This is a genomic window from Methylobacterium sp. 285MFTsu5.1 (genome assembly GCF_000383455.1).
Lineage (GTDB): Bacteria > Pseudomonadota > Alphaproteobacteria > Rhizobiales > Beijerinckiaceae > Methylobacterium.
Window position 1 is genome coordinate 118,124 of record NZ_KB911283.1, and the last position, 22,227, is coordinate 140,350.

The 22,227-nt window shown below is 72.4% G+C and carries 20 protein-coding genes and 1 pseudogene; 12 read left to right on the forward strand and 9 right to left on the reverse strand.

What is annotated here, in order from left to right:
* Nucleotides 1-9 precede the first annotated feature (9 nt).
* The gene (locus H288_RS0119955; RefSeq protein WP_199778774.1) at nt 10-726 is read right to left on the reverse strand and encodes an alpha/beta fold hydrolase; all 717 of its coding nucleotides are present in this window, start codon (nt 724-726) and stop codon (nt 10-12) included.
* Nucleotides 727-728: 2 nt separating this feature from the next.
* A complete protein-coding gene (locus tag H288_RS0119960) occupies nt 729-962 on the reverse strand; it encodes an MbtH family protein (RefSeq protein WP_020094344.1) in 234 nt (77 codons plus the stop codon).
* Between the two features lie 440 nt (nt 963-1,402).
* Here H288_RS0119960 and H288_RS32545 point away from each other — a divergent pair, with 440 nt between their 5' ends.
* The 6 genes from H288_RS32545 to H288_RS0119990 all read left to right on the forward strand — a co-directional run bounded on the left by H288_RS32545 (nt 1,403) and on the right by H288_RS0119990 (nt 8,897).
* Nucleotides 1,403-2,776, forward strand: coding sequence for a lysine N(6)-hydroxylase/L-ornithine N(5)-oxygenase family protein (locus tag H288_RS32545; protein ID WP_020094345.1), 1,374 nt, complete (start codon nt 1,403-1,405; stop codon nt 2,774-2,776).
* 103 nt (nt 2,777-2,879) lie between these two features.
* Nucleotides 2,880-3,824, forward strand: a complete 945-nt coding sequence (locus H288_RS0119970) for an ABC transporter substrate-binding protein (protein WP_106735926.1) — start codon at nt 2,880-2,882, stop codon at nt 3,822-3,824.
* The gene (gene fhuB, locus H288_RS0119975) at nt 3,821-5,833 is read left to right on the forward strand and encodes a Fe(3+)-hydroxamate ABC transporter permease FhuB (protein ID WP_020094347.1); all 2,013 of its coding nucleotides are present in this window, start codon (nt 3,821-3,823) and stop codon (nt 5,831-5,833) included. The genes H288_RS0119970 and fhuB overlap by 4 nt, the downstream gene beginning before the upstream one ends.
* Nucleotides 5,830-6,627 (forward strand): siderophore-iron reductase FhuF, encoded by a 798-nt coding sequence (gene fhuF, locus H288_RS32550; protein WP_020094348.1) that lies wholly within the window; start codon nt 5,830-5,832, stop codon nt 6,625-6,627. Before fhuB ends, fhuF begins: the two co-directional genes overlap by 4 nt.
* Nucleotides 6,624-7,472, forward strand: coding sequence for an ATP-binding cassette domain-containing protein (locus H288_RS0119985; protein WP_020094349.1), 849 nt, complete (start codon nt 6,624-6,626; stop codon nt 7,470-7,472). The genes fhuF and H288_RS0119985 overlap by 4 nt, the downstream gene beginning before the upstream one ends.
* A 435-nt stretch (nt 7,473-7,907) precedes the next feature.
* Nucleotides 7,908-8,897, forward strand: coding sequence for a helix-turn-helix domain-containing protein (locus H288_RS0119990; RefSeq protein WP_026605115.1), 990 nt, complete (start codon nt 7,908-7,910; stop codon nt 8,895-8,897).
* Nucleotides 8,898-9,287: 390 nt separating this feature from the next.
* On the opposite strand, the gene H288_RS0119995 is transcribed toward H288_RS0119990, so the two are convergent.
* Nucleotides 9,288-9,566, reverse strand: a complete 279-nt coding sequence (locus H288_RS0119995; RefSeq protein WP_020094351.1) for a hypothetical protein — start codon at nt 9,564-9,566, stop codon at nt 9,288-9,290.
* A gap of 414 nt (nt 9,567-9,980) precedes the next feature.
* Nucleotides 9,981-10,619, reverse strand: a complete 639-nt coding sequence (locus tag H288_RS0120010) for an isochorismatase family protein (protein ID WP_020094354.1) — start codon at nt 10,617-10,619, stop codon at nt 9,981-9,983.
* 124 nt (nt 10,620-10,743) lie between these two features.
* Here H288_RS0120010 and H288_RS0120015 point away from each other — a divergent pair, with 124 nt between their 5' ends.
* The 5 genes from H288_RS0120015 to H288_RS0120040 all read left to right on the forward strand — a co-directional run bounded on the left by H288_RS0120015 (nt 10,744) and on the right by H288_RS0120040 (nt 16,182).
* Nucleotides 10,744-11,655 (forward strand): LysR substrate-binding domain-containing protein, encoded by a 912-nt coding sequence (locus tag H288_RS0120015; RefSeq protein WP_020094355.1) that lies wholly within the window; start codon nt 10,744-10,746, stop codon nt 11,653-11,655.
* Nucleotides 11,656-11,841: 186 nt separating this feature from the next.
* Nucleotides 11,842-12,720, forward strand: coding sequence for a pirin-like C-terminal cupin domain-containing protein (locus H288_RS0120025; RefSeq protein WP_020094357.1), 879 nt, complete (start codon nt 11,842-11,844; stop codon nt 12,718-12,720).
* Between the two features lie 103 nt (nt 12,721-12,823).
* Complete coding sequence (locus H288_RS0120030; RefSeq protein ID WP_020094358.1) at nt 12,824-13,768, forward strand: alpha/beta hydrolase; 945 nt, start codon at nt 12,824-12,826, stop codon at nt 13,766-13,768.
* A 32-nt stretch (nt 13,769-13,800) separates the two neighbouring features.
* Nucleotides 13,801-15,327 carry a GMC family oxidoreductase N-terminal domain-containing protein gene (locus H288_RS32555; protein WP_020094359.1) on the forward strand — a complete coding sequence of 509 codons (1,527 nt, stop codon included), beginning with the start codon at nt 13,801-13,803 and terminating at the stop codon, nt 15,325-15,327.
* 438 nt (nt 15,328-15,765) lie between these two features.
* Complete coding sequence (locus H288_RS0120040; protein ID WP_020094360.1) at nt 15,766-16,182, forward strand: ester cyclase; 417 nt, start codon at nt 15,766-15,768, stop codon at nt 16,180-16,182.
* On the opposite strand, the gene H288_RS32560 is transcribed toward H288_RS0120040, so the two are convergent.
* From H288_RS32560 to H288_RS0120055, 3 genes are all read right to left on the reverse strand, one after another.
* A complete protein-coding gene (locus tag H288_RS32560) occupies nt 16,179-16,361 on the reverse strand; it encodes a hypothetical protein (RefSeq protein ID WP_020094361.1) in 183 nt (60 codons plus the stop codon). The two genes, H288_RS0120040 and H288_RS32560, sit on opposite strands and share 4 nt — an antisense overlap.
* A 179-nt stretch (nt 16,362-16,540) precedes the next feature.
* On the reverse strand, nt 16,541-17,269 hold the full coding sequence (locus H288_RS0120050; RefSeq protein ID WP_020094362.1) for a phosphatase PAP2 family protein: 729 nt from the start codon (nt 17,267-17,269) through the stop codon (nt 16,541-16,543).
* 74 nt (nt 17,270-17,343) lie between these two features.
* The gene (locus H288_RS0120055) at nt 17,344-18,570 is read right to left on the reverse strand and encodes an MFS transporter (RefSeq protein WP_020094363.1); all 1,227 of its coding nucleotides are present in this window, start codon (nt 18,568-18,570) and stop codon (nt 17,344-17,346) included.
* A 278-nt stretch (nt 18,571-18,848) separates the two neighbouring features.
* Between H288_RS0120055 and H288_RS35960 the strand changes: the two are divergent.
* A pseudogene (locus H288_RS35960) lies at nt 18,849-18,911 on the forward strand (hypothetical protein); the annotation flags it as partial.
* Between the two features lie 144 nt (nt 18,912-19,055).
* Here the strand turns inward: H288_RS35960 and H288_RS0120060 are convergent.
* Nucleotides 19,056-21,599 (reverse strand): HWE histidine kinase domain-containing protein, encoded by a 2,544-nt coding sequence (locus tag H288_RS0120060; RefSeq protein ID WP_020094364.1) that lies wholly within the window; start codon nt 21,597-21,599, stop codon nt 19,056-19,058.
* A gap of 184 nt (nt 21,600-21,783) precedes the next feature.
* Entirely contained in the window at nt 21,784-22,023 is a 240-nt protein-coding gene (locus H288_RS0120065) for a CsbD family protein (protein ID WP_042671726.1), read from the reverse strand.
* Between the last annotated feature and the right edge of the window lie 204 nt (nt 22,024-22,227).

Here is a 22,227-nt window from a genome sequence, read left to right on the forward strand (position 1 = left end):
GCGGCCGCCTCAGGCCGCGACCTCGGCCCGCGCGCCGATCCGCCGGCCGACGAGGTCGAGCACCGGCCCCCGCCGCGCGTGGATGAAGAAGTGGTCGCCCTCGAACAGCGCGAGGTCGAAGGGGCCGCGCGTCTCGCGGCCCCAGGCCTCGAGGTCGGCGCGGGCGACGTCGTCCCGCGTCCCGCCGAGCGCCTGGATCGGGCAGTCCAGCGCCGGGCGCGCCGCGTAGGTGTAGGCGCCGCGCAGCCGGAAATCGGCCCGGAGCACCGGCAGCACCAGGGCCATCAGGGCGGGATCGGCCAGCGCCTCCGGCGGCGTCGCGCCGTAGGCGGACAGCGCGTCGCGCAGGTCCGCGTCGCTGCGCGGGCGGCGGAAATATGCCCCGTCGCACACCGCCGGTCCGGCGCATCCGGAGGCGAACAGCGCGCGCGGCGCCGCGATCCCGCGGTCGCGGAGTTCGTGCGCCAGCTCGAAGGCGAGCAGCGCGCCCAGGCTATGGCCGAACAGCGCGTAGGAGCCCGTGACGGAACCGGCGACCTCGTCCGCGAGGCGCCGCGTCAGCGCCCGCGGGTCGGTGCAGGGCGCCTCGCCGATCCGGGAGCCGCGCCCCGGCAGCTCGACGGGCCTGACGTCGACCGCGTCGGGCAGGCCGCGGCGCCACTGCGCGAACACCGCGGCGCTCGCCCCCGCGTAGGGCAGGCAGAACAGCCGGACTCGTCCCGGCACGGTCACGCCCGCGCGCCGCCCGCGTCCCGCTCCTGAGCCTCCATGTGTCGGCGCAGGCTCAGGGGCCGCATGTCGGTCCAGACCTCGTCGATGTAGGCCAGGCAATCGGCCTTCGCGCGCGGATCGCCCACGGCGCGCCACCCGTCAGGGATGTCGCGGTAGCTCGGCCAGATCGAGTATTGCTCCTCGTGATTCACCACCACGTAGAACAGCGTATCTTCGCGATCGAACGCCATCGATGCATCCCGTTCAGGTGAAAGCTGCGAGCTGCCTCGCCAATGAATCAATGAACTTCGCTTGTCGGCGCATAACATGGCCGAAAGATCGCCGGACTCAAGGGCCCTTTTACATATTTGAAATGTTCTAATTTAATTCATTACTGCTCGATCGTCAGAAGTGTTTTCCGGAGACCTTGAATCACTGTGGCGGTTCGCGCTACGCAGTGCGGCCGGCGGGTTCGGCCGGCGGGTGTTCTGTGGTCCGGGGCTTGGCGGGGGACGCGGTCAGTGGCGTGTGCGCGAACCAGCTTCCGGTCGCCTGCGAGCGGTCCCGCCGGGGGAACGCGCGGCTCCCCCGAGGGAGGCGCCGCCCCCGTGCGCCGCGGCGGCGAGGATCGCCGCGCACCTCGCCGCGCGCCCCGGCTCCCACCCCGTCGTGCGGACGAGGAGACGATCGGATGACCGCGCGCGCCGCACCGCTCTGCGACGTCATCGGGGTCGGCTTCGGGCCGTCGAACCTCGCCCTGGCGATCGCCCTGGCCGAGACCCCGGCGGCGCGCGGCCTCCGGTACCGCTTCCTGGAGCGGCAGCCGCACTTCCGATGGCACGGCGGCATGCTGCTGCCGGGCAGCGACATGCAGATCTCGTTCCTCAAGGACCTCGTCACGCTCCGCAACCCGACGAGCCCGCTGACCTTCGTGAACTACCTGCACAGCCAGGGTCGACTGCACGATTTCATCGATCTCGGGACGTTTCATCCCAGCCGGATCGAGTTCAACGACTATCTCCGCTGGGTGGCGGACCATTTCGCCGACCGGTGCGACTACGGCGAGACCGCGGTCGCGGTGGAGCCCGGGCTGGGACCGGACGGGACGGTCGAGACCCTGTGGGTCGTCACCCGCGACGCCGCGGGCCGCGAGATCCGCCGCCAGACGCGCGACCTCGCCCTCGCGGTGGGCGGCGCCCCGCACGTGCCCGCCGCCTTCGCCGCCCTGGCGCGCGATCCCCGGCTCTGCCATTCGAGCCGCTACCTCGACCACGTCGACCGGCGCGGCCCGGGCAGCCCGCTCGACCTGTCGCGCCCGGGCGCCCGCGTGGCGGTGATCGGCGGCGGCCAGAGCGCCGCCGAGATCGGCCACGATCTCCACGCCCGCTTCCCGCAGCTGCAGGTCGATCTCGTCTTCCGCGGCCACGCCCTCCGACCGTCGGACGCGACGCCGTTCGTCAACGAGATCTTCCACCCCGACCGCACCGACTTCGTGTACGCGCAGCCGAGCGAGCGGCGGGCGGCGATTGTGCGCAGCTACCGCAACACGAACTACGCGGTGATCGACGCCGACCTGCTCAAGGCGCTCCACGTCATCGTCTACCGGGAGAAGGTCTCCGGGCCGCAGCGCCTGCACCTCCGGCCGCGCAGCGAGATCCTCTCGGCCGTCGGCGACGCGGGCGGGATCAGGCTGCGGACCGTCGACCGCTACGCCGAGGTCGAGGCGGAGCGCAGCTACGACGGCGTCGTCCTGGCGACCGGGTACGCGCGCGACCCGAACCCGGCGATCCTCGAACCGCTCGCGCCCTACCGCGACGGGCCGGACCTGGCGCGCGACTACCGCGTCCCGACCCGCCCCGGCTTCGTCCCGCGCATCTACGTCCAGGGCTACTCGGAGACCTCGCACGGTCTGAGCGACACCCTGCTCTCGGTCCTGCCGGTCCGCGCACAGGAGATCGTCGACAGCCTGCTCGATCAGGACGGGCGCGGGGGCGCGGTCGCCCCGGCGCGCGCGCCCGCCGCCGGCGGGATCCGCGCCTGGGAGCGGCAGGGAGCGCATCCATGAGGCTCGCCGTCCCGCGGACCGGCCGGGCGCGGCGCGCGGAGGCGTGCCGCGGGCGGATCCGCCGCCCGCTCGCCCGAGTCGGCGCACGGGCCGGCGCATGGGGATGAGCCGCCCGCGCGGCGATCGTCGCGCCCTCCTCGCCGGCCTCGCCGCGGGCGTCCTGGGTCTCGTCCCGGGCGGCTTCGCCGCGTCCCCCGCGGGTGCGTCCGAAGACCCGCGGCGCGCGGAGACGGGCGGCGCGCCCGCCGCCCGCGTGGTCGCCCTCGACGGGTTGTTCGCCGAGACGCTCCTCGCCATCGGCCTCGTGCCGGTGGCGATCGCCAACCGGCCGCTCTACGAGAAGCTCATCGCGCAGCCGCCCCTGCCGGACTCGGTCCTCGACCTCGGCCCGCTGCAGGAGCCGAACCTCGAGTTCCTCAGCCTGATCGCCCCCGATCTCATCCTCGCCGCGCCGTGGCAGGCGCAGATCCAGGTCGCGCTGACCCGGATCGCCCCGGTCGTGGCGCTGCCCATCGTCGCGGGCGCGCGGGAGCCGATCGACCACCTCGACGCGCTGACCCGCGACCTGGGGGACCGCGTCGACCGCGCCGCGGCGGCGCGGGCGCTGGTCGCCGGGACCGACGGGGCGCTCGCCGAGGCCCGGGCCGCGCTCGCGGGCCGGACCGGGCGCCCGGTCTACATCTGCCGCTTCCGCGACGACGGGCGGCAGCTGGCCGTCTTCGGCACGCGCAGCACCGTCGGCGCGGTCGCCCAGCGCCTCGGCCTGACCAATGCCTGGACTGGCCGGCAGAGCGGCGCGGGCACGGTGCTCGCCGCGGTCGAGGACCTCGCGGAGGTGCCCGACGCGACGCTGATCCACTTCGACCGCGGCGCCGAGACCGCGCGCGCCCTCGGGCGCCTCGACGACAGCCCGCTCTGGCGGGCGCTGCCCGCCGTGCGCGCCGGCCGCGTGATCCGCATGCCGGTCGTCCATCCGAACGGCGGCCTGCCGTCGGCCGCGCGCTTCGCCCGTCAGGTCGCCGCGGCGCTCGGGAAGGCCCCGGCGTGAGCGCGGCCGGGGCCGGAGCGCGGCGGGCGCGAGCCGACGGGTCCGGGGCCTCGCCGCTCTGGCGCGGGGCGGGGCTCCTCGCCCTCGCGCTGGCGGTGAGCGCCGCGCTGCTGCACGCCAACCTGGCGGCCGTCCTGCCGCCCGGGCAGTGGTGGGCCGCCCTGCTCCACCCGACCGACGGTGACATGCCGCAGCTCGTCCTGCGCGACAGCCTGCTGCCGCGCCTCGCCATGGCGGTCCTGGCGGGCGGGGGGCTCGGCCTGGCCGGCGTGCTGTTCCAGCAGGTGCTCGACAACCCGCTGGCCGAGCCCGGAACCCTCGGGGTGTTCGCGGGCGCGAAGCTCGCCCTGGCCCTCGCGACGCTGTGGTGGCCGGCCCTCCTGATCTACGGCTACGAGCCCGTCGCGGGCGCCGGGGCGGCCCTGTGCACGGGCCTCGTGCTGCTGCTGAGCGGGCGCAGCGGCTACGCGCCGTCCACCGTCATCCTCGCCGGACTGGTGGTCGGGCTGTCCGCCGAGGCCGCCAACCGGATGCTGGTGCTCGCGCATTTCGACGCGCTCTCCGACCTCTACGCGTGGCAGGCCGGCGCGCTGAACCAGAACAACTGGGACGGCGTCCGCGGCCTCTTCCCGCGCCTCGCCCTCGCGGCCCTCGCGGCCGGCCTGCTGGCGCGCCCGCTGACCCTGATCGAGCTCGGCGATGCCGGGGCGCGGGGCCTCGGCGTCTCCACCGCCGGCACGCGGCTCGCCGCCCTCGCCCTCGGCGTCGCGGTCGGCGCCAGCGTGACCGGGTATCTCGGGGTGATCGGCTTCGTCGGCCTGGCGGGGCCGGCCCTCGCCCGCTACGGCGGCGCCCGCCGGCTCCGCGACCGCCTGCTCTGGGGGCCGGTGGCCGGGGCGGTGCTGCTCGTCCTGACCGATCAGCTCGTGCAGCGGCTCATCGGCCGCAGCGGTGTCCCGACCGGCGCCGTCACCGCCCTCGTCGGCGCACCCCTGCTGGTCGGCCTCATCCTGGGCCTGCGCACGGCGCGCGAGGCGCCGCCGGCGCCGGGGCCTATCCCGGTCCGTCTCGCCCGGCCGTGGCCCGCCATCGGGACGCTCGCGATCCTGGCCCTCGCGGCCGTCGGCCTGTCGCTCACCCTGGGGCGGGATGCCCAGGGCTGGCTGTGGAGCCCCGATCCGGGCGCCCTCCTGGCCTGGCGGGCGCCGCGCGCGCTGGCCGCCCTGGGGGCCGGGGCCATGCTCGCCTACGCGGGCGGGCTGCTGCAGCGGCTGACCGGGAACCCCCTCGCGAGCCCCGAGCTGTTCGGCGTCTCCGCGGGCGCGGCCCTGGTGGTGGTGCTCGTCCTGTTCCTCGCCCCCGGCCTCGGCCCGGCCGCGATGCTGGCCGCCTCCGCGGCGGGCGCGCTCGCGACGCTGCTGGCGATCCTGGCCCTGGGCCGCCGGGCGCGCTACGCCTCCGCCCGGATCCTGCTCGTCGGCGCGGCCCTCACCAGCCTGATCGGCTCGGTGATCGCGCTCCTGCTCGCCACGGCCGACCCGCGGACCGCCGCCCTGCTGACGTGGCTCTCGGGCTCGACCTACAACGCCACCGGGACCGAGGCCGGGCTCGCCTGCCTCGGCGCGGCCCTGGTGCTCGCGGGCACGCCGCTGCTCGCGCGCTGGCTCACGATCCTGCCGCTCGGGGCGGAGACGAGCCGGGCCGTCGGGCTCCAGGTCGCGCGGGCGCGCCTGACGGTCCTGTCGGTCGCCGCGATCCTGACCGGCGCCGCGACCCTGCTCGTCGGCCCGCTGAGCTTCGTCGGGCTGATGGGGCCGCACCTCGCCCGCAGCCTGGGCTTCAGCCGGGCCGCCGAGCAGCTGGTGGCGGCGACGCTCGCCGGCGGCCTGATCATGGTGCTGGCCGACTGGCTCGGGCGCGTCGCGGCCTTCCCGTGGCAGTTGCCCGCCGGCCTCGTCGCGACGGTTCTCGGGGGCGCCTATTTCGTCTGGCTGATGCTGCGCCGATGATTCTCTCCCCGCTGAACGCCCTGTTCGTCGGCCCCCTCGAGGGCTACCGGGATCGGATCGTGTCCGCGGAGGATCCGCGCCCCTCCGTGAGGGGCGCCGACCTGCTCGATCCGCGCGTCCTGACCGACCAGCTCGACCGGTTCGCCCGCACCTTCGCGGCGCCGGAGCCCCGCGCCGTCGCGTCGATCTGGGCGAAGCAGCACTTCTCGATGCTGGTGGTGCCCGCGCTCGCCGCCAACATCGTGCTCGACCTCGTCCTGCCCGTGGCCCTCGACGCCGTCGAGATCGTCCCGGACGACGGCGGGCTGACGCGGGCGCTCAAGCTGCGCGACCCCGCCGCGGGGAGCGACGGGCCCGGCGGGCATACCGGGGCGCGGGCGCCGGCGGATCGCTTCGGCGCGCTGATCGACGCGCACCTGGCGCCCCTGGTCGGTGCCCTGGCGGCGGTCTCGGGCGTGGCGCCGCGCGTGCTGTGGAGCAATGCCGGCAACATCTTCGAGTTCGTGGTGCGCCGCACCGAGGGGCTCCCGCAGGCGGGCCGGACCGGGCACGCGGCCGCCGCGAGCGTCCTGACGAGCCGCCGCCGGTCCGGCGCGCCCAACCCGCTGTTCGCGCCGATCCGCTACGTCCCGGAGGCGGGGGACGCGCCGGCGGGCGCGCCGCCGCGTCGGGTGCGGAAGGTCTGCTGCCTGCGCTACCTCATCCCCGACCAGAGCCTCTGCGGCGCCTGCCCCCTGCCGGCACGCCCCGAAGCGGGTCCGGCGGGAACGGACGGCCCGAGGAGGCCCGCATGAACGGTCCCGATGCGCCGGTCGTCGCGCGGCCGCGGGGCGCGCCGAAGGCGGAAGCCGCGGGCGCCCCCCCGCTCTTCACCCTGCAGGGCGCGAGCTTCGGTCTCCCCGAACGCACCCTGCTGCATCCCCTCGACCTCGTGATCCAGCCGCGGCAGGTGGTGGGCCTGATCGGCCATAACGGGTCCGGCAAGTCGACCCTGATCAAGCTGCTGGGCCGCCAGCAGGCGCCGACCGCCGGCCGGATCGCGTTCGCGGATCGCGCCCTCAGTGCCTGGGAGGACCGCGCCTTCGCGCGCGAGGTCGCCTACCTGCCGCAGGCGCTCCCGCCGGTCCCGGGCATGACCGTGCGCGAGCTCGTGGCGCTGGGGCGCTATCCCTGGCACGGCGCCCTCGGCCGCGTCGCCGACCGGGATCGCGAGGCGGTCCGGCGGGCGCTCACCGCCACCGGCGTCGCCGCCTTCGCGGACCGCTTCGTCGACACGCTCTCGGGCGGTGAGCGGCAGCGCGTCTGGCTCGCGATGATGATCGCGCAGGAGCCCGCCTGCCTGCTGCTCGACGAGCCGATCTCGGCCCTCGACGTCGCCCACGCCGTCGAGATCCTCGCCCTCGTGCGCGATCTGGCCCATCGTGACGGGCTCGGCGTCGTGGTGGTCCTGCACGACGTGAACATGGCGGCGCGCGTCTGCGACCGCATCCTGGCGCTGCACTCGGGACGCCTCATCGCGGACGGGCCGCCCGGCACGCTGATGAACCCCGACACGCTGCGCGCCGTGTACGACATCCCGATGGGCGTCATGCCGCATCCGGATACCGGTCGGCCACTGAGCTACCTGCGCGGATCGTAGGCCGGCGCGCGACGACCAGCTGCTCGCGATCCGGCACGCTCGGACCCAGGGTTCGAGCGCGAATCGGCCGGACGCTCGGGTGGCGGCGCGCCGCGGACCTCGTCGCCCGGCGGTGACCTCGTGTCGTCTGGACGATCGAGGCGTCGGGAAGAGCGCGGCCGTTGCGGCGGCTCCGACAACGCTGGCGGGGACGGAGGGATTCCGAGACGGTGACCGGCCCCCGCGGGGTGGTCCCGTGTCAGGCTTGGGTGCGATCGGAGTGGCGGCTCGGGGCGGTTTCCTGCCGGTGCGCTTACCGACGGCATGGGTTGAGACGCGGACAGAACCGCCGCGAAGCACCCGGCACCGCGGTCTTGAGATGATAGATTATATACAATAACCCTGCGGATCCGCAGTCTGCGCTTCGGGACGGCGCGCAGCGTGCCGAGGCTACGCATGCAACCGTTCTTCTCGACAGAGGGAATTCACCCCAAGGACGCGTTCCGGCGCTGGCGCGAGACGATCTGCGAGCGATTGATCCCGATCGACCAGCAACCCCTTCACGGGGTTCCGTTTCAGGGCAGGCTGGATGTCACCAGCATCGGGCCTGTGCCGATCTCCAAGATGGCACACACCGCCATGCGGACTGAAGCGACCCCCGACGCGATCCGGCGCTATGGGCAGCCCGACCGCCTCTACGCGTCCATGAAGCTCTCCGGCCAGGACGCCATCCAGCAAGGCGATCGGGAGGCTGTATTCCGGACGGGCGACTTCGTCGTTATCGACGCACGCCCGGCCGTCTGCGAGGCCGACACGGGCATCTCCCTCGTCATCGATCTGCCGCGCGAGCGCTTCGAGGCCATGCTGGGTCCGTCCCGGCTGTACTGTGCACTCACGGTCGGCGCGGACCTCGCCTCCACGACCCTGGCAAACACCTTCCTCCAGGAGCTGGTGCGCATGGGCGATCAGCTCACGCCCGACGCGGCCGTGCGCATGGCGGCGATCGGAACGGACCTGATCATAGCGAGCCTCGCCGAACGGATGGCGCAGGAGGTACCCCGTTCCGTTCACGGCAACGTCACGGTCCAGCGCGCCAAGGCCTATGTCGAGGCGAACCTGAGCGACCCGAACCTGGATCCGCCGCAACTCGCCGCCGCGATGGGCGTGTCGCTGCGCCGGCTCCAGGAACTGTTCCACGAGCGCGGCCGGCACATCTCCGACTACATCTGGGGACGCCGCCTGGAGGCGGCAGCCAAGCGCCTGAATGATCCGGCCTGCGCCCACCTGTCGATCGGCATGCTGGCTTACGGCTGCGGTTTCAGCAGCCAGGCGCATTTCGCGCGCCGCTTCAAGGATCGCTACGGCATGAGCCCGCGTGACTACCGGCAGGCGCACAGCCGAGACAAGCAACCGGGCGCGTCCGCGTCCCGGCCGTCATTCTCGTGACCTGAGTGACCGGTTCGGGTCGCTCCCGGAACGGCAGTTCGGGGTGATCTCCCGCCTATCCGCTTCTGGGCATCAAGTGCGGGAAAGCCGACCTCGGCTTCCATTCGCGCCCAATCTCGAGAAGCGGCGGACTCCGCCACGATCCGGCGCAGGAGATTTCGCATCGCGCTTCGACTGTGCGCGGCGAACGCGCACCGCGTGCGCTGGCTTGCGGTACCAGTCATCCAACCCCCATTCGCCGAGGGCTGTCGGGCGCGGTAAGGTTGATACCCTGCGGCGGGTCGCATCCCGGTCAGGGCAGGCGACGGTAGACACGGGCGAATTCCGTGCCGCGCCGGATTTCGCAGATGCCGGCTCGGCTGACCTTATCGAAGACGCGAAGGGATGACTTCACCGTGCGGCGCGGACCTTCCGGATCGGATTCGCGGCCTTCTGCTCCTCTTGGTAAGCGGCGATGGCCATCGAGCAATTCGGTGTCAGGAGGCCGGCTCTCTCGCGGAAGCAGGCCTGGACTTCCCCGCCGTCGGGCGAGAACTGGCCGCAATGTTCCAGGTAATCTCCTATGCAGTGGCGCTTCAGGTTCTCCTGGCTCGCCTGTGGCTGGGCAAAGGCCATGTTGGAGACGAGGCCGAGGACAGCGGTGAGGCAAGCGGTCTTCGAGATACTCATGATCGGCTCCGTAGGGTGAGAGATCTACCGAGGAGACGCCTTCAGGCTCCGGTCATCGCCAGATACGGGATGAGGAAGGCGCAGGCGAAGTTGCCGGCGATGACCAGCAGGATGACGGACTGCATGCCCATGACGGCTCACCTCGTCTGCGCGAGGAGACCGGCTGCGGATGCGGGCGTCAGCATCGGCGCGCAGGCGATGGCGCCGATCACGCTGATGACGATCAGCAGTCGTGCGATGATGGTGGTCATGTCGGTTCCCCCTCGTGGCCGTTCGGGCCTTTGGTTAATGAAGGATTTAAGAGCTCGGCCTTACGCGCGTGTTGCTTCGATTGTTGCGTCGAGCAGGGACCGGCAGACACCGCTGGCGCGACCGCTGTGGGACAGGCCGCAAACTGACACGTGTCGTGAACGGTCAAGCATTCGCTCCGCCGTGCACTCTGCCGAAGGAGGCGGCGACCTGGCCGACCAAGGTCGCCCAGGGCATGTCCAAGGCCGCGTAGACCGGGCCCGCCTCCGGGCGGGCGTTGTCCTTCAGGATCTCGACCATCAGCGTCGCGTAGTCGGACAGGACCACGCCCGCCTGCGCCATACGGAGAAGGCCGGCCTGGCGCTTGGTCTCGCTGAACGTCCCGGAGGCGTCGACAGCCACGTAGGCGTCGAGGCCGCGGGCGACGGCTGTCATGGCCGGGAAAGCCGCGCAGACCTCCAGCGAGATGCCGGCGAAGATCAGCTTCTCGCGGCCCGTGGCCTCGATGGCCCGGGCGACGCGCGCGTCGTCGTAGGCGTTCACCGACGAGCGGTCGATGATCTCGTTTCCGGGCAACGCCGCGACCAACTCGGGGAAGGTCGGACCCCATAGGCTGTCGCGCGCCGTCGTGGTGACCACGATGGGCAGGCCGAGCGCCGTGGCGGCCTTCGCCAGGGCGATCACGTTGTGCTTGAGCTCGCCCGTCGAATAGTCCCGCACGCCCGTCATCAGGCCGACCTGATGGTCGACGAGGACGAGGGCTGCGTTCTCGGCGGTGAGCGGTTCGTAGGCGCGAGCGGTCATCGTATCCTCCTGCTCAAGCCCCGTCGGGGCCGGCGACGAGCAAGTGCTATCGGCTGGACCGGCGGCCCAGAAGCCGCAACAATCCGAACCCAGCGTCCATAGGTTTGGACGATAAGGGGGCGGCGTGCTCGACCTGAACGACTTCTTCTACTTCGTGCAGGTCGTCGATCGCGGCGGCTTCACGGCCGCCGGGCGGACGCTGCGCGTGCCGAAATCCACTTTGAGCCACCGCCTCCAGCAGCTGGAGGCCGCCCTCGGCGTCCGGCTGTTGAACCGGACCTCGCGCCGGTTCGGCATGACGGATGCGGGGGAGGACTTCTACCGCCACGCGGTCGCGATGCTCAGAGAGGCGGAGCTGGCGGAGACGACGATCCGCCAGCGCCTGACGGAGCCGACCGGCACGGTGCGGTGCACGGCCGGCATCGCGACCATGCAGTTCGCCCTGGCGGACATCATCGCGGACTTCCTCGTCCGCCACCCGAAGGTGAATGTCGTGGCCCACGGCGCGGACCGCACCGTCGACATCGTCGGCGAGAACTTCGACATCGCCGTGCGGGCCCATACGGACCCGCTGCCGGACTCGAACCTCGTCCAGCGTACCCTGGCGCCGGCGCCCTGGTTCCTGTTCGCGGGATCGGCATACCTCGACGAGAACGGCGCTCCGGACAATCCGGACGCCCTTCGGGACCATCCGTCCCTGTTCATGATGCGGACCGGGGTCGCGCCGGTCTGGCGGCTGCGGCACGCGAGCCGCGCCGGGGACGAGGCGGTACTGCCGTTGAGCCCGCGGCTGATGGGCGATGACATGGTCGGGCTGCAGCAGGCCGCCATCCGCGGCATCGGCGTGGTCGCTCTGCCGAGCTACATCTGTCGTCAGGCCGTCCGCTCGGGTGCCCTGCGGCGCGTTCTGCCCGACTGGGTCGCGGGCGACTCCACCCTGACGGCCCTCATTCCCTACCGCCAAGGCCTGCTTCCGTCCGTGCGGGCCTTCCTCGACCACCTCGCGGCGGAGTTTCCGAAGGCCGTGCTGCTCTAGGCGCGGGCGATCTCGGCGGGGTCGGTCGAGGGGGTGCGGAGCCGGGGCCGGTCCCCATCCGCCGCGAGCGCCACCGGATGCCGGATCCCGGCGTCCAAACGATCGGACGATAGGTCCGAAAATGGCTGCCTTCTCGGCCAGCGTTTGTCGCAACACCATCGGCACATCCACGCAGCGAGGCAGGACATGACAGCTCTCGAGACCATCCACGGGGCCGACGCGCTCCACCCGAGGCTCGGCGAGACCGTTCTCGGAGCGCCCCACCGCATCGGCTCGAACTTCTCCGCGGCGCACTTCTCCGAGGAAGCCTTCGACGGGCGCATGGACCCGCTCCTGATGGTCGACCACTTCGTCATGACCGGGCCGACCTTCGAGCCGCACCTCCATGCCGGCATCTCGGCCGTGACCGTCATGTTCGAGGACGCGACCGGCCACTTCCTCAACCGGGACACGCTGGGCCGAGACGTCGCCCTCGAGCCGGGCGACCTCTACTGGCTCGCGGCGGCGTCGGGCGCCGCGCACGAGGAGAGGCCGGCCGAAGGGGCACGGGTCCACGCCCTGCAGGTCTTCGTCAATCTGCCCGCGCGCCTCAAGGCGCAGCCGGCGCGCGCGCTGCACGTTCGCGCGGCCGACATCCCGGTCCTCGAAGGCCGCGGCCATCGCGTCCGCGTCGTCCTGGGGCAGAGCGGCGACGTTGTTGGCGCGGGTGGCACCCCGGAGGAGATGACACTGCTCGACGGCTTCCTACAGCCGGGCGGCGCCTTCGCCCACGCCCTGCCCGAGGGGCGGCAAGCCTGGATCTACGCCGTGTCGGGGCGCGTGTCCGTCCGCTGCCGTGAGGAGGAGCGCCTCCTGCCGGAGGGCGGCGCCCTAGCGGTGGGCGCCGGTTCCGCCGCGGAGATCATCCTCGAAGCCGCCGAGGCTGCGCATGTCGTGCTGATGGCCGGGCGGCCGATCCGCGAGCCCTTCGTCAAGCGCGGTCCGCTGGTGATGTCCACGGTCGCCGACGTCGAGCGCGCGCTCGCCGGCTACGCCCGGGGCGCGTTCGGCCGCATCCCGGCCTGAGATCCGATCGTCCGACACACGAACCCCGCGCGGCGCCGAGCGACGCGCGGACGGCGGAGCCTTGCCCGGCGGCGGTCGGGCCGATGCACCAGCGGGAACTGCGATGCGCGACGACACCTTCGGCCCCGATCCGGCGCCAGGGACGATCACCATTCCGCTCGCCGACGATGAACGGCGGCGCGAGGACGCCCTGCGGGACCTGTTCGCGCGCTTCTGGGGCAACGCGACGGGAGAGCCGCGGGCCGTCTACGACACCTTCATAGCCGGCAGCCCGCGCGCGGACGGCGTCGCGTTCGACCCCGTGGACGAGGCCGGCATCCGCGGCTGGTGGGTGCGCCCCGCGGATGCCGCGCCCGGCCAGGCGATCCTCTTCCTGCACGGCGGCGGCTACGTCCAGGGCACGGCCGCGGCCTATCGCGGCTTCGTCAGCCAGATCGCGAGCCGGGCCGGCGTCGCCGCGCTCGCCATCGACTATCCTCTGGCGCCGGAGGCGACGCTGCCCGCTGCCCCGGAGGCGGCGCTGGCTGCCTGGGATTGGTTGATCGGCCAAGGCTACGACCGGATCGCCGTCGTCGGGGACTCGGCCGGGGGCGGGCTGAGCCTCGTCACCCTGGCGAGCCTCGCCCTGCGCGCGCGCGGCCCTGCGCCGGTGGCCGGCGTCGTCTTCTCGCCCTGGACCGACCTGACGCTGTCCGGCCCCTCCATGAACGATCCTTCGGTGCAGGACCCGCTCATCGGCCGTGCGTACCTGCAGGACTGCGCGCGCAAGTATGCCGGCGCGCGCGATGTCCGCCACCCGCTGGCTTCACCGCTCCTCGGCGACCTGCGCGGATTGCCCCCGCTCCTGATCCAAGTCGGCACCGACGAGCGCCTCATCGACGACGCGACGCGCTACGCCCGGCGCGCCGAACAGGCTGGCGTCGCGGTGTGGCTGGAGGTCTGGGAGGGCCTGCATCACGTCTTCCAGCTCGACATCGCCCACCTCGACAGCAGCCGCCGGGCCCTCGACCGAGCCGCCGCCTTCCTGCGCCGCGCCTCCGCATCCTGACCATCGCCGCTCTCGAAGAGGACATGTCCGCCATGCCCACCCGCGCCCCCATCCCGGATCAGGCCTTCGACGTCGTCATCGCCGGCGGAGGCTCCGCGGGCGCCGTGCTCGCGCGCCGGCTCAGCGAGAATCCGAACCGGACGGTTCTTCTGCTGGAGGCCGGACCGGCCTACGCGCCGGGGGCGTATCCGGACGTCATCGCGAACGCGAACTGGGTCGGCGGCGACGCGGCGCACGACTGGGGCTACCACACCCAGGACCGCTCCGGCCTCGGCCACGACGTGCGCGCGATCCGCGGCAAGGTGCTCGGCGGCAGCTCCGGCGTGAACGCCGCGGTCGCCATGCGGGCGCGGCCGTCCGATTTCGCCCGCTGGACCGCGCGCGGTCTCGACGGCTGGTCGTGGGACGAGGTGCTCCCGGTCTTCAGGGCACTGGAGAACACGCCGGCCGGCGACGACGCTCGGCGCGGGCGCTCCGGGCCCTTCCCGATCCGCCAGCGCACGATGGAGGAGATCACCCCCTCCATGCGCGCCTTCGTGCTGGCCGCGGAGGCGGCCGGCCTGTCCCGCATCGCCGACTTCAACGGCGCGGAGCAGCACGGCGTCTCGCCCTACCCGCTGAACGTGGTCGAGGGCCGACGCGTCAACACGGGCATGGCCTACCTGACTGAGGACGTTCGGCGCCGACCGAACCTCGCCATCGTCGGGGGCGCCGAGGTCGACGCCGTGCTGTTCGACGGCCGGCGGGCGCGCGGCCTCCGGCTTCTGGGCGGCGCGACGGTGGAGGCCGGACGGGTGATCCTCTCGGCCGGGGCATTCGGCAGCCCCGCCATCCTGATGCGGTCGGGCATCGGGCCGGCGGCGCACCTGCGCGACCTCGACATTCCCGTGCTGCAGGACGCGCCGGTCGGCGAGCGGCTCAAGGAGCATCCGTTCTACTACAACGTCTACGCGCTCAAGCGGGAGGTGCGGGCGATGGACCCGGTCGCGGGCGCGATCATCTGGACGCGGTCGCGTGAGGCCGCCCCGGACGAGTTGGACCTTCACATCTCGGGGACGCACATCTTCGATCCGGCGCAGAGCCCGACCGGCGGGGCCATCGTACTGGCCTGCTCGGTCACGCTGCCGAGGTCCGTCGGCTCGGTTCGGCTGACGAGCCGCGACCCCCGCGCCATGCCGCTCATCCGCTACAACTTCTTCGAGGACCCGGCCGACCTGAGGCGCATGTTGGAAGCGGTGCGCCTGTCGCGGCGCATCGGCCGGACGGCCCCGTTCAGCGACGTGGTCGCGGCGGAGCTGTATCCCGGTCCCGATGTCCGTGACGACGACGCGCTGCGGCGAGCCGTGCTCTCGGCAGTCGACGGCTACGCCCACCCGACCTCCTCCGTCCCGATGGGCGGCCGCGACGACCCGTGGGCAGTGGTCGATGGGAGCGGGGCGGTGCGCGGGGTGGACGGCCTGAACGTCGTCGATGCCTCGATCATGCCCGACATCGTCTCGGCGCCGACGAATGTGACCACGATCATGCTCGCCGAGGCGATCGGCCGGAGGCTCGGCTAGAGACGTGCCCGATCGCGTTGCAATCGGGCACGGCTCTAAACCTTTGTCTTGACGCGCTCTCTTACGCCGAACCGGTATCCACTTCGGCGGAGAGCGCTCGAGCGCTCGGCCGGGGGACGGCCGAAGTCGGGACGCCGTTTTCGAGAAGCCGGGCCGCGCGCCTCGGCGCGTCCGGCCCACCGCCTCCCCCGGCTTCACACGAGAACGGTCACAGACATGGCGCGTTCGACCTCGAAGCGTCTTGCCCCAACCCGCTCCCGCACGGGAGCGGGGGGCATGGCGCGGCTGCCTCGAACGAGGCGCCTTCCTGATCGTCGCGATACGGTCGGAAGCGGCGCCAGCCGCATGACCGTCCGCGCAGACCCTCGCAGAGGGTGCTTGCGCGGACGGCGTCCGCTACAATCGGCGCTTCCGGCAATGGAAAAGGGCGATCCAGGCATGGGCGACATCACGACGGTAGCAAAGGCCTTCTTCGATGCCTGCGAGACCGGCGGAGGCTGGGAGGCGTGCGCGCGCTACTGTGCCCCGCATGCGACCTTCTCCGCCCAGGCCGATGCCCTGGCCGGCGTGACCTCCCTGCGGGACTACACGGAGTGGATGAAGGGGCTCCTGACCTTCATCCCCGACGGTCGGTACGAGGTGCGATCCTTCGCGACCGACGAGGAGCGCCGGAACGTGATGGCCTACGGGGTCTTCCACGGGACCCACACTGGCGAGGGCGGACCCTGCCCGCCCACGGGCAAATCCACGTCGACCGACTACGTGTATGTCATGCAGTTCGAGGGGGACCGCATCATCGGATTGACGAAGATCTGGAACGACGCCCGGGCCGTGAGAGAGCTCGGCTGGGCTTAGCCATCGCAGCGGCGAGCCTCGTCTTCCGCCGAACAGCGTGACGAGGCCGCCCGACAGATGCGCATCGCGCGGACGAGCTTCCTGGCCTGTCGCTTCTCGCAGGTCTCCGTGACGGCACGACCGGCGACCTTGACCATGAAGTGCCCATCAGCGGCCATCTCCTCGGTGACGTGAGACATGCCGGCGGTCTCCTGTCGTTCGGGGCTCGGATGTCGGGCGGCCCATCTCCGGGGCTGGGTCGGGTGCGGCAAGGGCCCGTGCGCGGGTGCCCAGGATTGCCTGGGATCGCGGTCAGACAGGCGGGTTCGCCCCGCAACCCGCCTCCCGCCTTCGTGATCCTGCGTCAGGAGCCTTCGCCTCACCGACCGGAGGCGCCGCCCTGGGCCGCGACTTCAGAAGCCGCCCGGGCGAGATCGCGTTCGAAGCGCGGGTCGTGGAACAGCGCCTCGGCGATGACGGCCGCGGCGATTTTGCCGGCTTCGAGGTCGGACGGGAAATGGGTGCCGGCGATCACCCGGTTCTCCCCGTAGGTCCCGGCGAAAGCGAACAGCGCCTGGCGCTTCTCGGGCACGAGGCGCGACAGCACCGTGGCCGCGAGATACCCGAACGTGGCGTGGCCGCTCGGGTAGGACGTGCTGTCGGAGCGATGTCCGAACGTGGCGAGGTCCGGCTTCACCGTGTAGGGCCGCGGCCGCGCGATGGCGGCCTTCGCCGCCAGCACGGCGAGTTCCCCGTCCTGGAACACACTCTCGATCAGCGCCGCGGTGTCCGGCATCGTCTCCGCCGTGAAGGCCGGGCCGAGCACACCGGTGAAGCGGTCGAGGGTGCACGGCAGGTTCGCGGTGATGCGCCGCTCGTCGTCGGGCGTGCGGGCGCGGACCGCGGCCTCCACGGCCTGCATGTCCGCCTTGGCCGATTCCGAGCCGGCTTCGGGCGGGGGCGGCAGGACGCGCTGCAGCGCCATCGCCGCCGGGTCGACGTAGGTGCTGTGGAGCGTCGCGGCGGTGACGGGCAGGGCAAGGGAGAGGAGCACGGCCAGCGTCGCGGTGAGCCGCCGGCCACCCCGGCCGGAAATCCGATCTTTCACCACCCCTCCTCAAGCCGTGCCAGGTCTCACCGCTCGCAGCCACGCCGCCGGGCCGCCCCGAGGCTTCTCCGGGGCTACTCCGGGATTGTCTTGGGCAGCAGCGTCACGAGCACCCCGAGCGCGACCGCCGCGACGGCGGCGCACGCGAGATAGGCGGCATCGAACCCCGCCTGCTGGACCAAGGTTCCGGCGATCACGAACGACAGCGAAGCGCCGGCGCCCTGCACGGTCCCGATCAGGCCGTGGGCGGCGTTGTAGCGGCCGGTTCCTCGGGTGATGTCGGCTATGACCAGCGGCTTCACCGCGCTGAGCAGGCCGGCACCGACGCCGTCGAGGCACTGGACCGCGATCAGCCAGTACGGGTCGCGCCAGACGAGATAGAGCAAGGCGCGCACGGGCAGCGCGGCGAAGCCGATCACGAGCAAGGGCTTGCGGCCCCAGCGCTCGGCCCGGCGGCCGACGATGAGCCCCATCGGCACCATCACCCCCTGCGCGCCGACGATGCAGACGGAGACGATGACGGACGACCAGTCCGGGCGCGCCTGCCCGATCTCCTGGGCGACGAGGGTCAGCAGCGGCGCGTTGGCGAAATGGAAAAGCCCTACGCAGGCCGCGAAGACCATGAGCGGCCGGCAGGTCAGCAGGGTCCGCCACCGGGCCGGGGCTTGCTCCCCCTCGCCGCCGCCGCGAGCCCGGCGCGCGTCGATGGCATCGCGCGGGATGGAGTAGAGTGCCGCGGCCGAGACGATGGCGCAGGCCGGGACCAAGAGGAACACCGCGCGGTCCGGGAACAGCCAGCCGACGAGCCCGATCAGCACGGCGATGGCGACGTTCCCGGTCCGCTCCAGGGCGGCGTTGCGGCCGAAGCGCCCGGCGATCCGGTCGGATGGGAACAGGCCGAGCGTGAGCGTCGCGATGGCCGGGCTCAGCATGCCCCCGACGGCGGCCAGCACGCAGGAGGCCGCGAGCACGGGCCAGAAGTACGGGAAGAGCGCGACGAGGAGCGTGGCCAGCGAGAGCGCGACCAGGGCGCCGAGCAGGATCACGCGCTTGTCGCGCACCGCGTCGATGGCGGTCCCGATGGGCGTCTGCACCACGATGCCGACGATGCCCGACACCGTGCTGACCAGCCCGACCGAGGCATCATTCCAACCGCGGTGCACGTAGAGGTAGACGTTGAGGTAGGGCTTGATCGCCCCGTTCACATCGATGAGCAGGAGGTTGAGGAGGTCCAGGGACCTGGAGACGGATGGCCGTCGCGAAGCGGGCGGCCGCTCCCCCTCGCCGATGTCCTGCTCCATGCGGTCCGCTCCCCTTTCAGCCAACCTAGAGCGGCGCGGCACCGAACCGAGGTGACCCCACCCCGAATGAGCGTGACCGCCGGTAGAGGCGCTCCGGCCCGGCGACCGCGGCGCCGACCCGCCCGAAGCCCGCGACGCGCGCGACCGTTCCGGCCTGCCGGGTCTCGAATGCCGCCCGCGACCTGTCGGGCCCGGCGCCGTGACCCGCGCACCGCCGTCGTTCACCCCGCCTTCGGGCCAGCGGCACCACCGCCTTCGACGCGTGGCGCGACGGCGAGATCCGCCGCATCGAGGCACCGCGTCGCGATCGTGAAACCCGTCTCCGTGAGTCCGAGGGCTTCCTCGGCAAGCTGAGGCGCGCTGAGGACCGCGCGACCTCCGCGCGTTTCGTGGCGGAACATCCCACCGGGCCAGGCGCCGCGCCCGACATCGCCCCAACCACCGGTAACCCTGACCACCGACCCGTCAAGCACCGGCTCGCGGGCTCAAGCCGGGAAGGCGCGCAGGAGGTCCTCCGCCCCGTAGGGCTTCTTCACCACCGGCACGGCGGCGAGGTCTTCCGGAATGCGGAAGCCGTCGCCGTAGCCGGTGGCGAACGCGTAGGGGATGCCCAGTTCGAACAGCCTGCGCGCGACGGCGATGCTGGTCTCGGAGCCCAGGTTGACGTCGAGCAGGGCCCGGGCCGGCGGCGCCGCGTCGATCAGGCGGAGCGCCTCGCGCGTCGACGACGCCATGTCCACGTTCGTGGCGCCGAGCGACGTGAGCAACTCCTCGGCCTCCAGGGCGATGATCATGTTGTCCTCGACGACCAGCACGGACCCCGCGAGACCGCGCAGCGCCTCGGCGTGAACCGCCCTGACAGCCTTCGGCGCGGCGCGTGAGGCGTTCTGGACGAAGGCCGGGGGGATGGTGAAGCGCGCCTCGACGCCCGCCAGTTCGTAGCGCACCTCCGCCTCGCCCTTGAGCTCGTACGGGATCGACCGCTCGATGATGGTCGTGCCGAAGCCGCGCCGGGTGGGCGCCCGCACGGCCGGGCCGCCGGTCTCGCGCCATCGGATCACCAAGTGGTCGAGGGCGTCCCGCTCCCAGCGCAGGTCGACCCGCCCGAGGCTGTCGCAGAGCGCGCCGTACTTGGCCGAGTTCGTCATCATCTCGTGGACGACCAGGGCGACGGTCGAGAACGCCTGCGGTTCCAGCAGGACGTCGGCGCCGTCGAGCACGACCCGGCCGGCCTTGGGTCCGAGGTAGGCGCCGGCCTCCAGCATGACGAGGTCGCGCAGGGATCCCGGTCCCCAGTTGCTCGAGGTGATCTGGTCGTGCGCCCGGGCGAGCGCTTGGATGCGGTCGCCGACCGTGTTCGCGAAGGCGCTGTCCGCCCCGTCCGCCGGCCGGCTCTGGGTCACCACCCCGCGGATCAGGTTCAGGATGTTGCGGACCCGGTGGTTGAGCTCGGCGATGAGGAGTTCCTGACGCTCCTGCGCGACCTTGCGCTCCTTCTCGGCGGAGTCGGTGAGGCGCAGGATCACCTCGAGCAGGGTGATGCGCAGGGCCTCGGCGGTCCGCATCTCGACCTCGGCCCAGGGGAGCGAGCGCCCGTGCACGGTCTCGCGCCACGCCTCGAAGCTCTTGCGCGGGGTCAGACGGACGCCGTTCGGCCCCGGAGTCGCGGGCTTCACCGGGTTGCCCGCCCAGGTCACGGTCCGCGAGACCTCGCGCCGGAAGTAGACCAGAAAATCCCGGGGCGTGCGCGACACCGGGATGGCGAGCATGCCGGCCGCCCGCTCGGTGAAGTCGCGGCCCGGTTCGTGGACGCGCCCGATCTCGTCGGTCGCGTAGGCCTTGCTCGCGGCCGTGCGGTTGAGGAAGCGCACCAGGCCGGCGAACTCCTCCGCGGTCGGGGTCGAGCCCTGGAGCGTGATCTCGCCGTTCACCCACAGGCCGATGCCGTCGCAGGGCAGGATCGCCGCCAGGTCGTCGAGGAAGTCGGAGAGGCTTTCCAGGTTGGTGCCGCCGGTGGCCAGCGCGCCCAGCAGGCGGTTGTGCAACTCGCGCGAACGGACCTCGCGCTCGGCGTCGGCCTGCCGCTCGCGGGCCTCCAGCAGCCAGGAGAACATCTGGCCGAACAGCTCGGCGCCGGTCCGGCGCTCGAGGGAGATGTGGCGCGGCTCGGTGTGGTGGCAGGCGAACAGGCCCCACAGGCGACCGTCGCGCAGGATGGACACGGACAGCGAGGCCGCCACGCCCATGTTGCGCAGGTATTCGAGGTGGATCGGCGAGACCGTCCGCAGGGTCGACAGCGACAGGTCGAGGGGCTGGCCGGCCGGATCGCGCGGGGGCAGCACGGCGGCGCCGGTGTCGTCGACGTCGGCGATGATGCGCAGCCAGTTGCGCGCGTAGAGGGCGCGGGCCTGTTTGGGGATGTCGGAGGCCGGGTAGTGCAGCCCCAGGTAGGGAGCGAGGCCGGACCGGGCCGCCTCGGCGATGACCTCGCCCGAATGGTCCGCGGCGAAGCGGTAGACCATAACCCGGTCGAACCCGGTCAGCGCCCGCATCTGGCGGGCGGCCTCGCGGCAGAGGGGGTCGAACCCCACGGTCTGCTGGAGACGGGTGACCATGCTGCGCACGAGGTTGCCGGCGCTGAGGTGTTCGGTGGCGCTCGGCTCGGCCTCGATGACGATGGTGTCCCCGGACCGGTGGAGGGCCACGTCGAACGGCTCGCCGCCCGGCACGAGCCGGAGGCCGAAGACCCGGTCGACGGCGTCCGGCCCGCGCAGGGTCTGCAGGTGCCCGCGCAGGGTGTGGATGGCCTCGCGGTCGAGGACGGCATCGAGGGGCAGGCCGAGAAGTGCCGCCGCACCCTGGCCGAGCCAGGTCGCGATGTTGTCCGAGGCGCGGGTGACGATCCAGTCCGGGGAGACCCCGATGAGGAAGCCGAACCCCTGCACCGCGCCGAGGATGTGGATGGGCTCGCGGTCGCAGGACGAGAGGTCGATCTCCGGCGTCGGTTGCGACGCGTTCAACTGGTCCATGGGCCCACGATGCTGCGCGCAGGCAAGGGTCCGGCTGCGGTTCGGATATTGTCTTCGCAGATCAACGCGGCACGGCGCGCGGGCGTTGCAGGACCGGCCTCTGCCAGCACCCACGATCCTTTCCTTCGACGCGTTGCCGCGACCTCGGGATGCCCGGAGCGTGGAACCGCTCCGGGCGGCCGGATCAAACTTTGCCGGTGAGCTTGTCGGCCACGTGCTTGGCGCCGTCCTTGACGTTCCCGGTCGTCTTCTGGGCTTCGCCCTTCAGTTCCTGCGCCTTACCCTCGGCCTTCAGCTTGTCGTTGCCAGTCGCGCTGCCGATGCCCTGCTTCACGTTGCCGACGGCCTCATTGGCCAGGCCCTTGATCGTGTCGGTGGTGCTGCTCCTGGCGGTTCTCCTTCGCGACCAGGCCTTCGCGACCAGGCCTTCGCGACCAGGCCTTCGCGACCAGGGCGGCCACGGGGATCGGGAACGGCTCTCGCCCGGGCGCCGTTCCGCGCGGCCGGTCACGGTCACGGGAGGGTCCTGACGCGTGCCCAGCGGGTGCACGGATCGACGCGACGGCCAAGTCTCGACTGCCCGGTGGGGAAGGGCGCTCCGCGCGAGCGGGATCCGCTAGGGATGTGC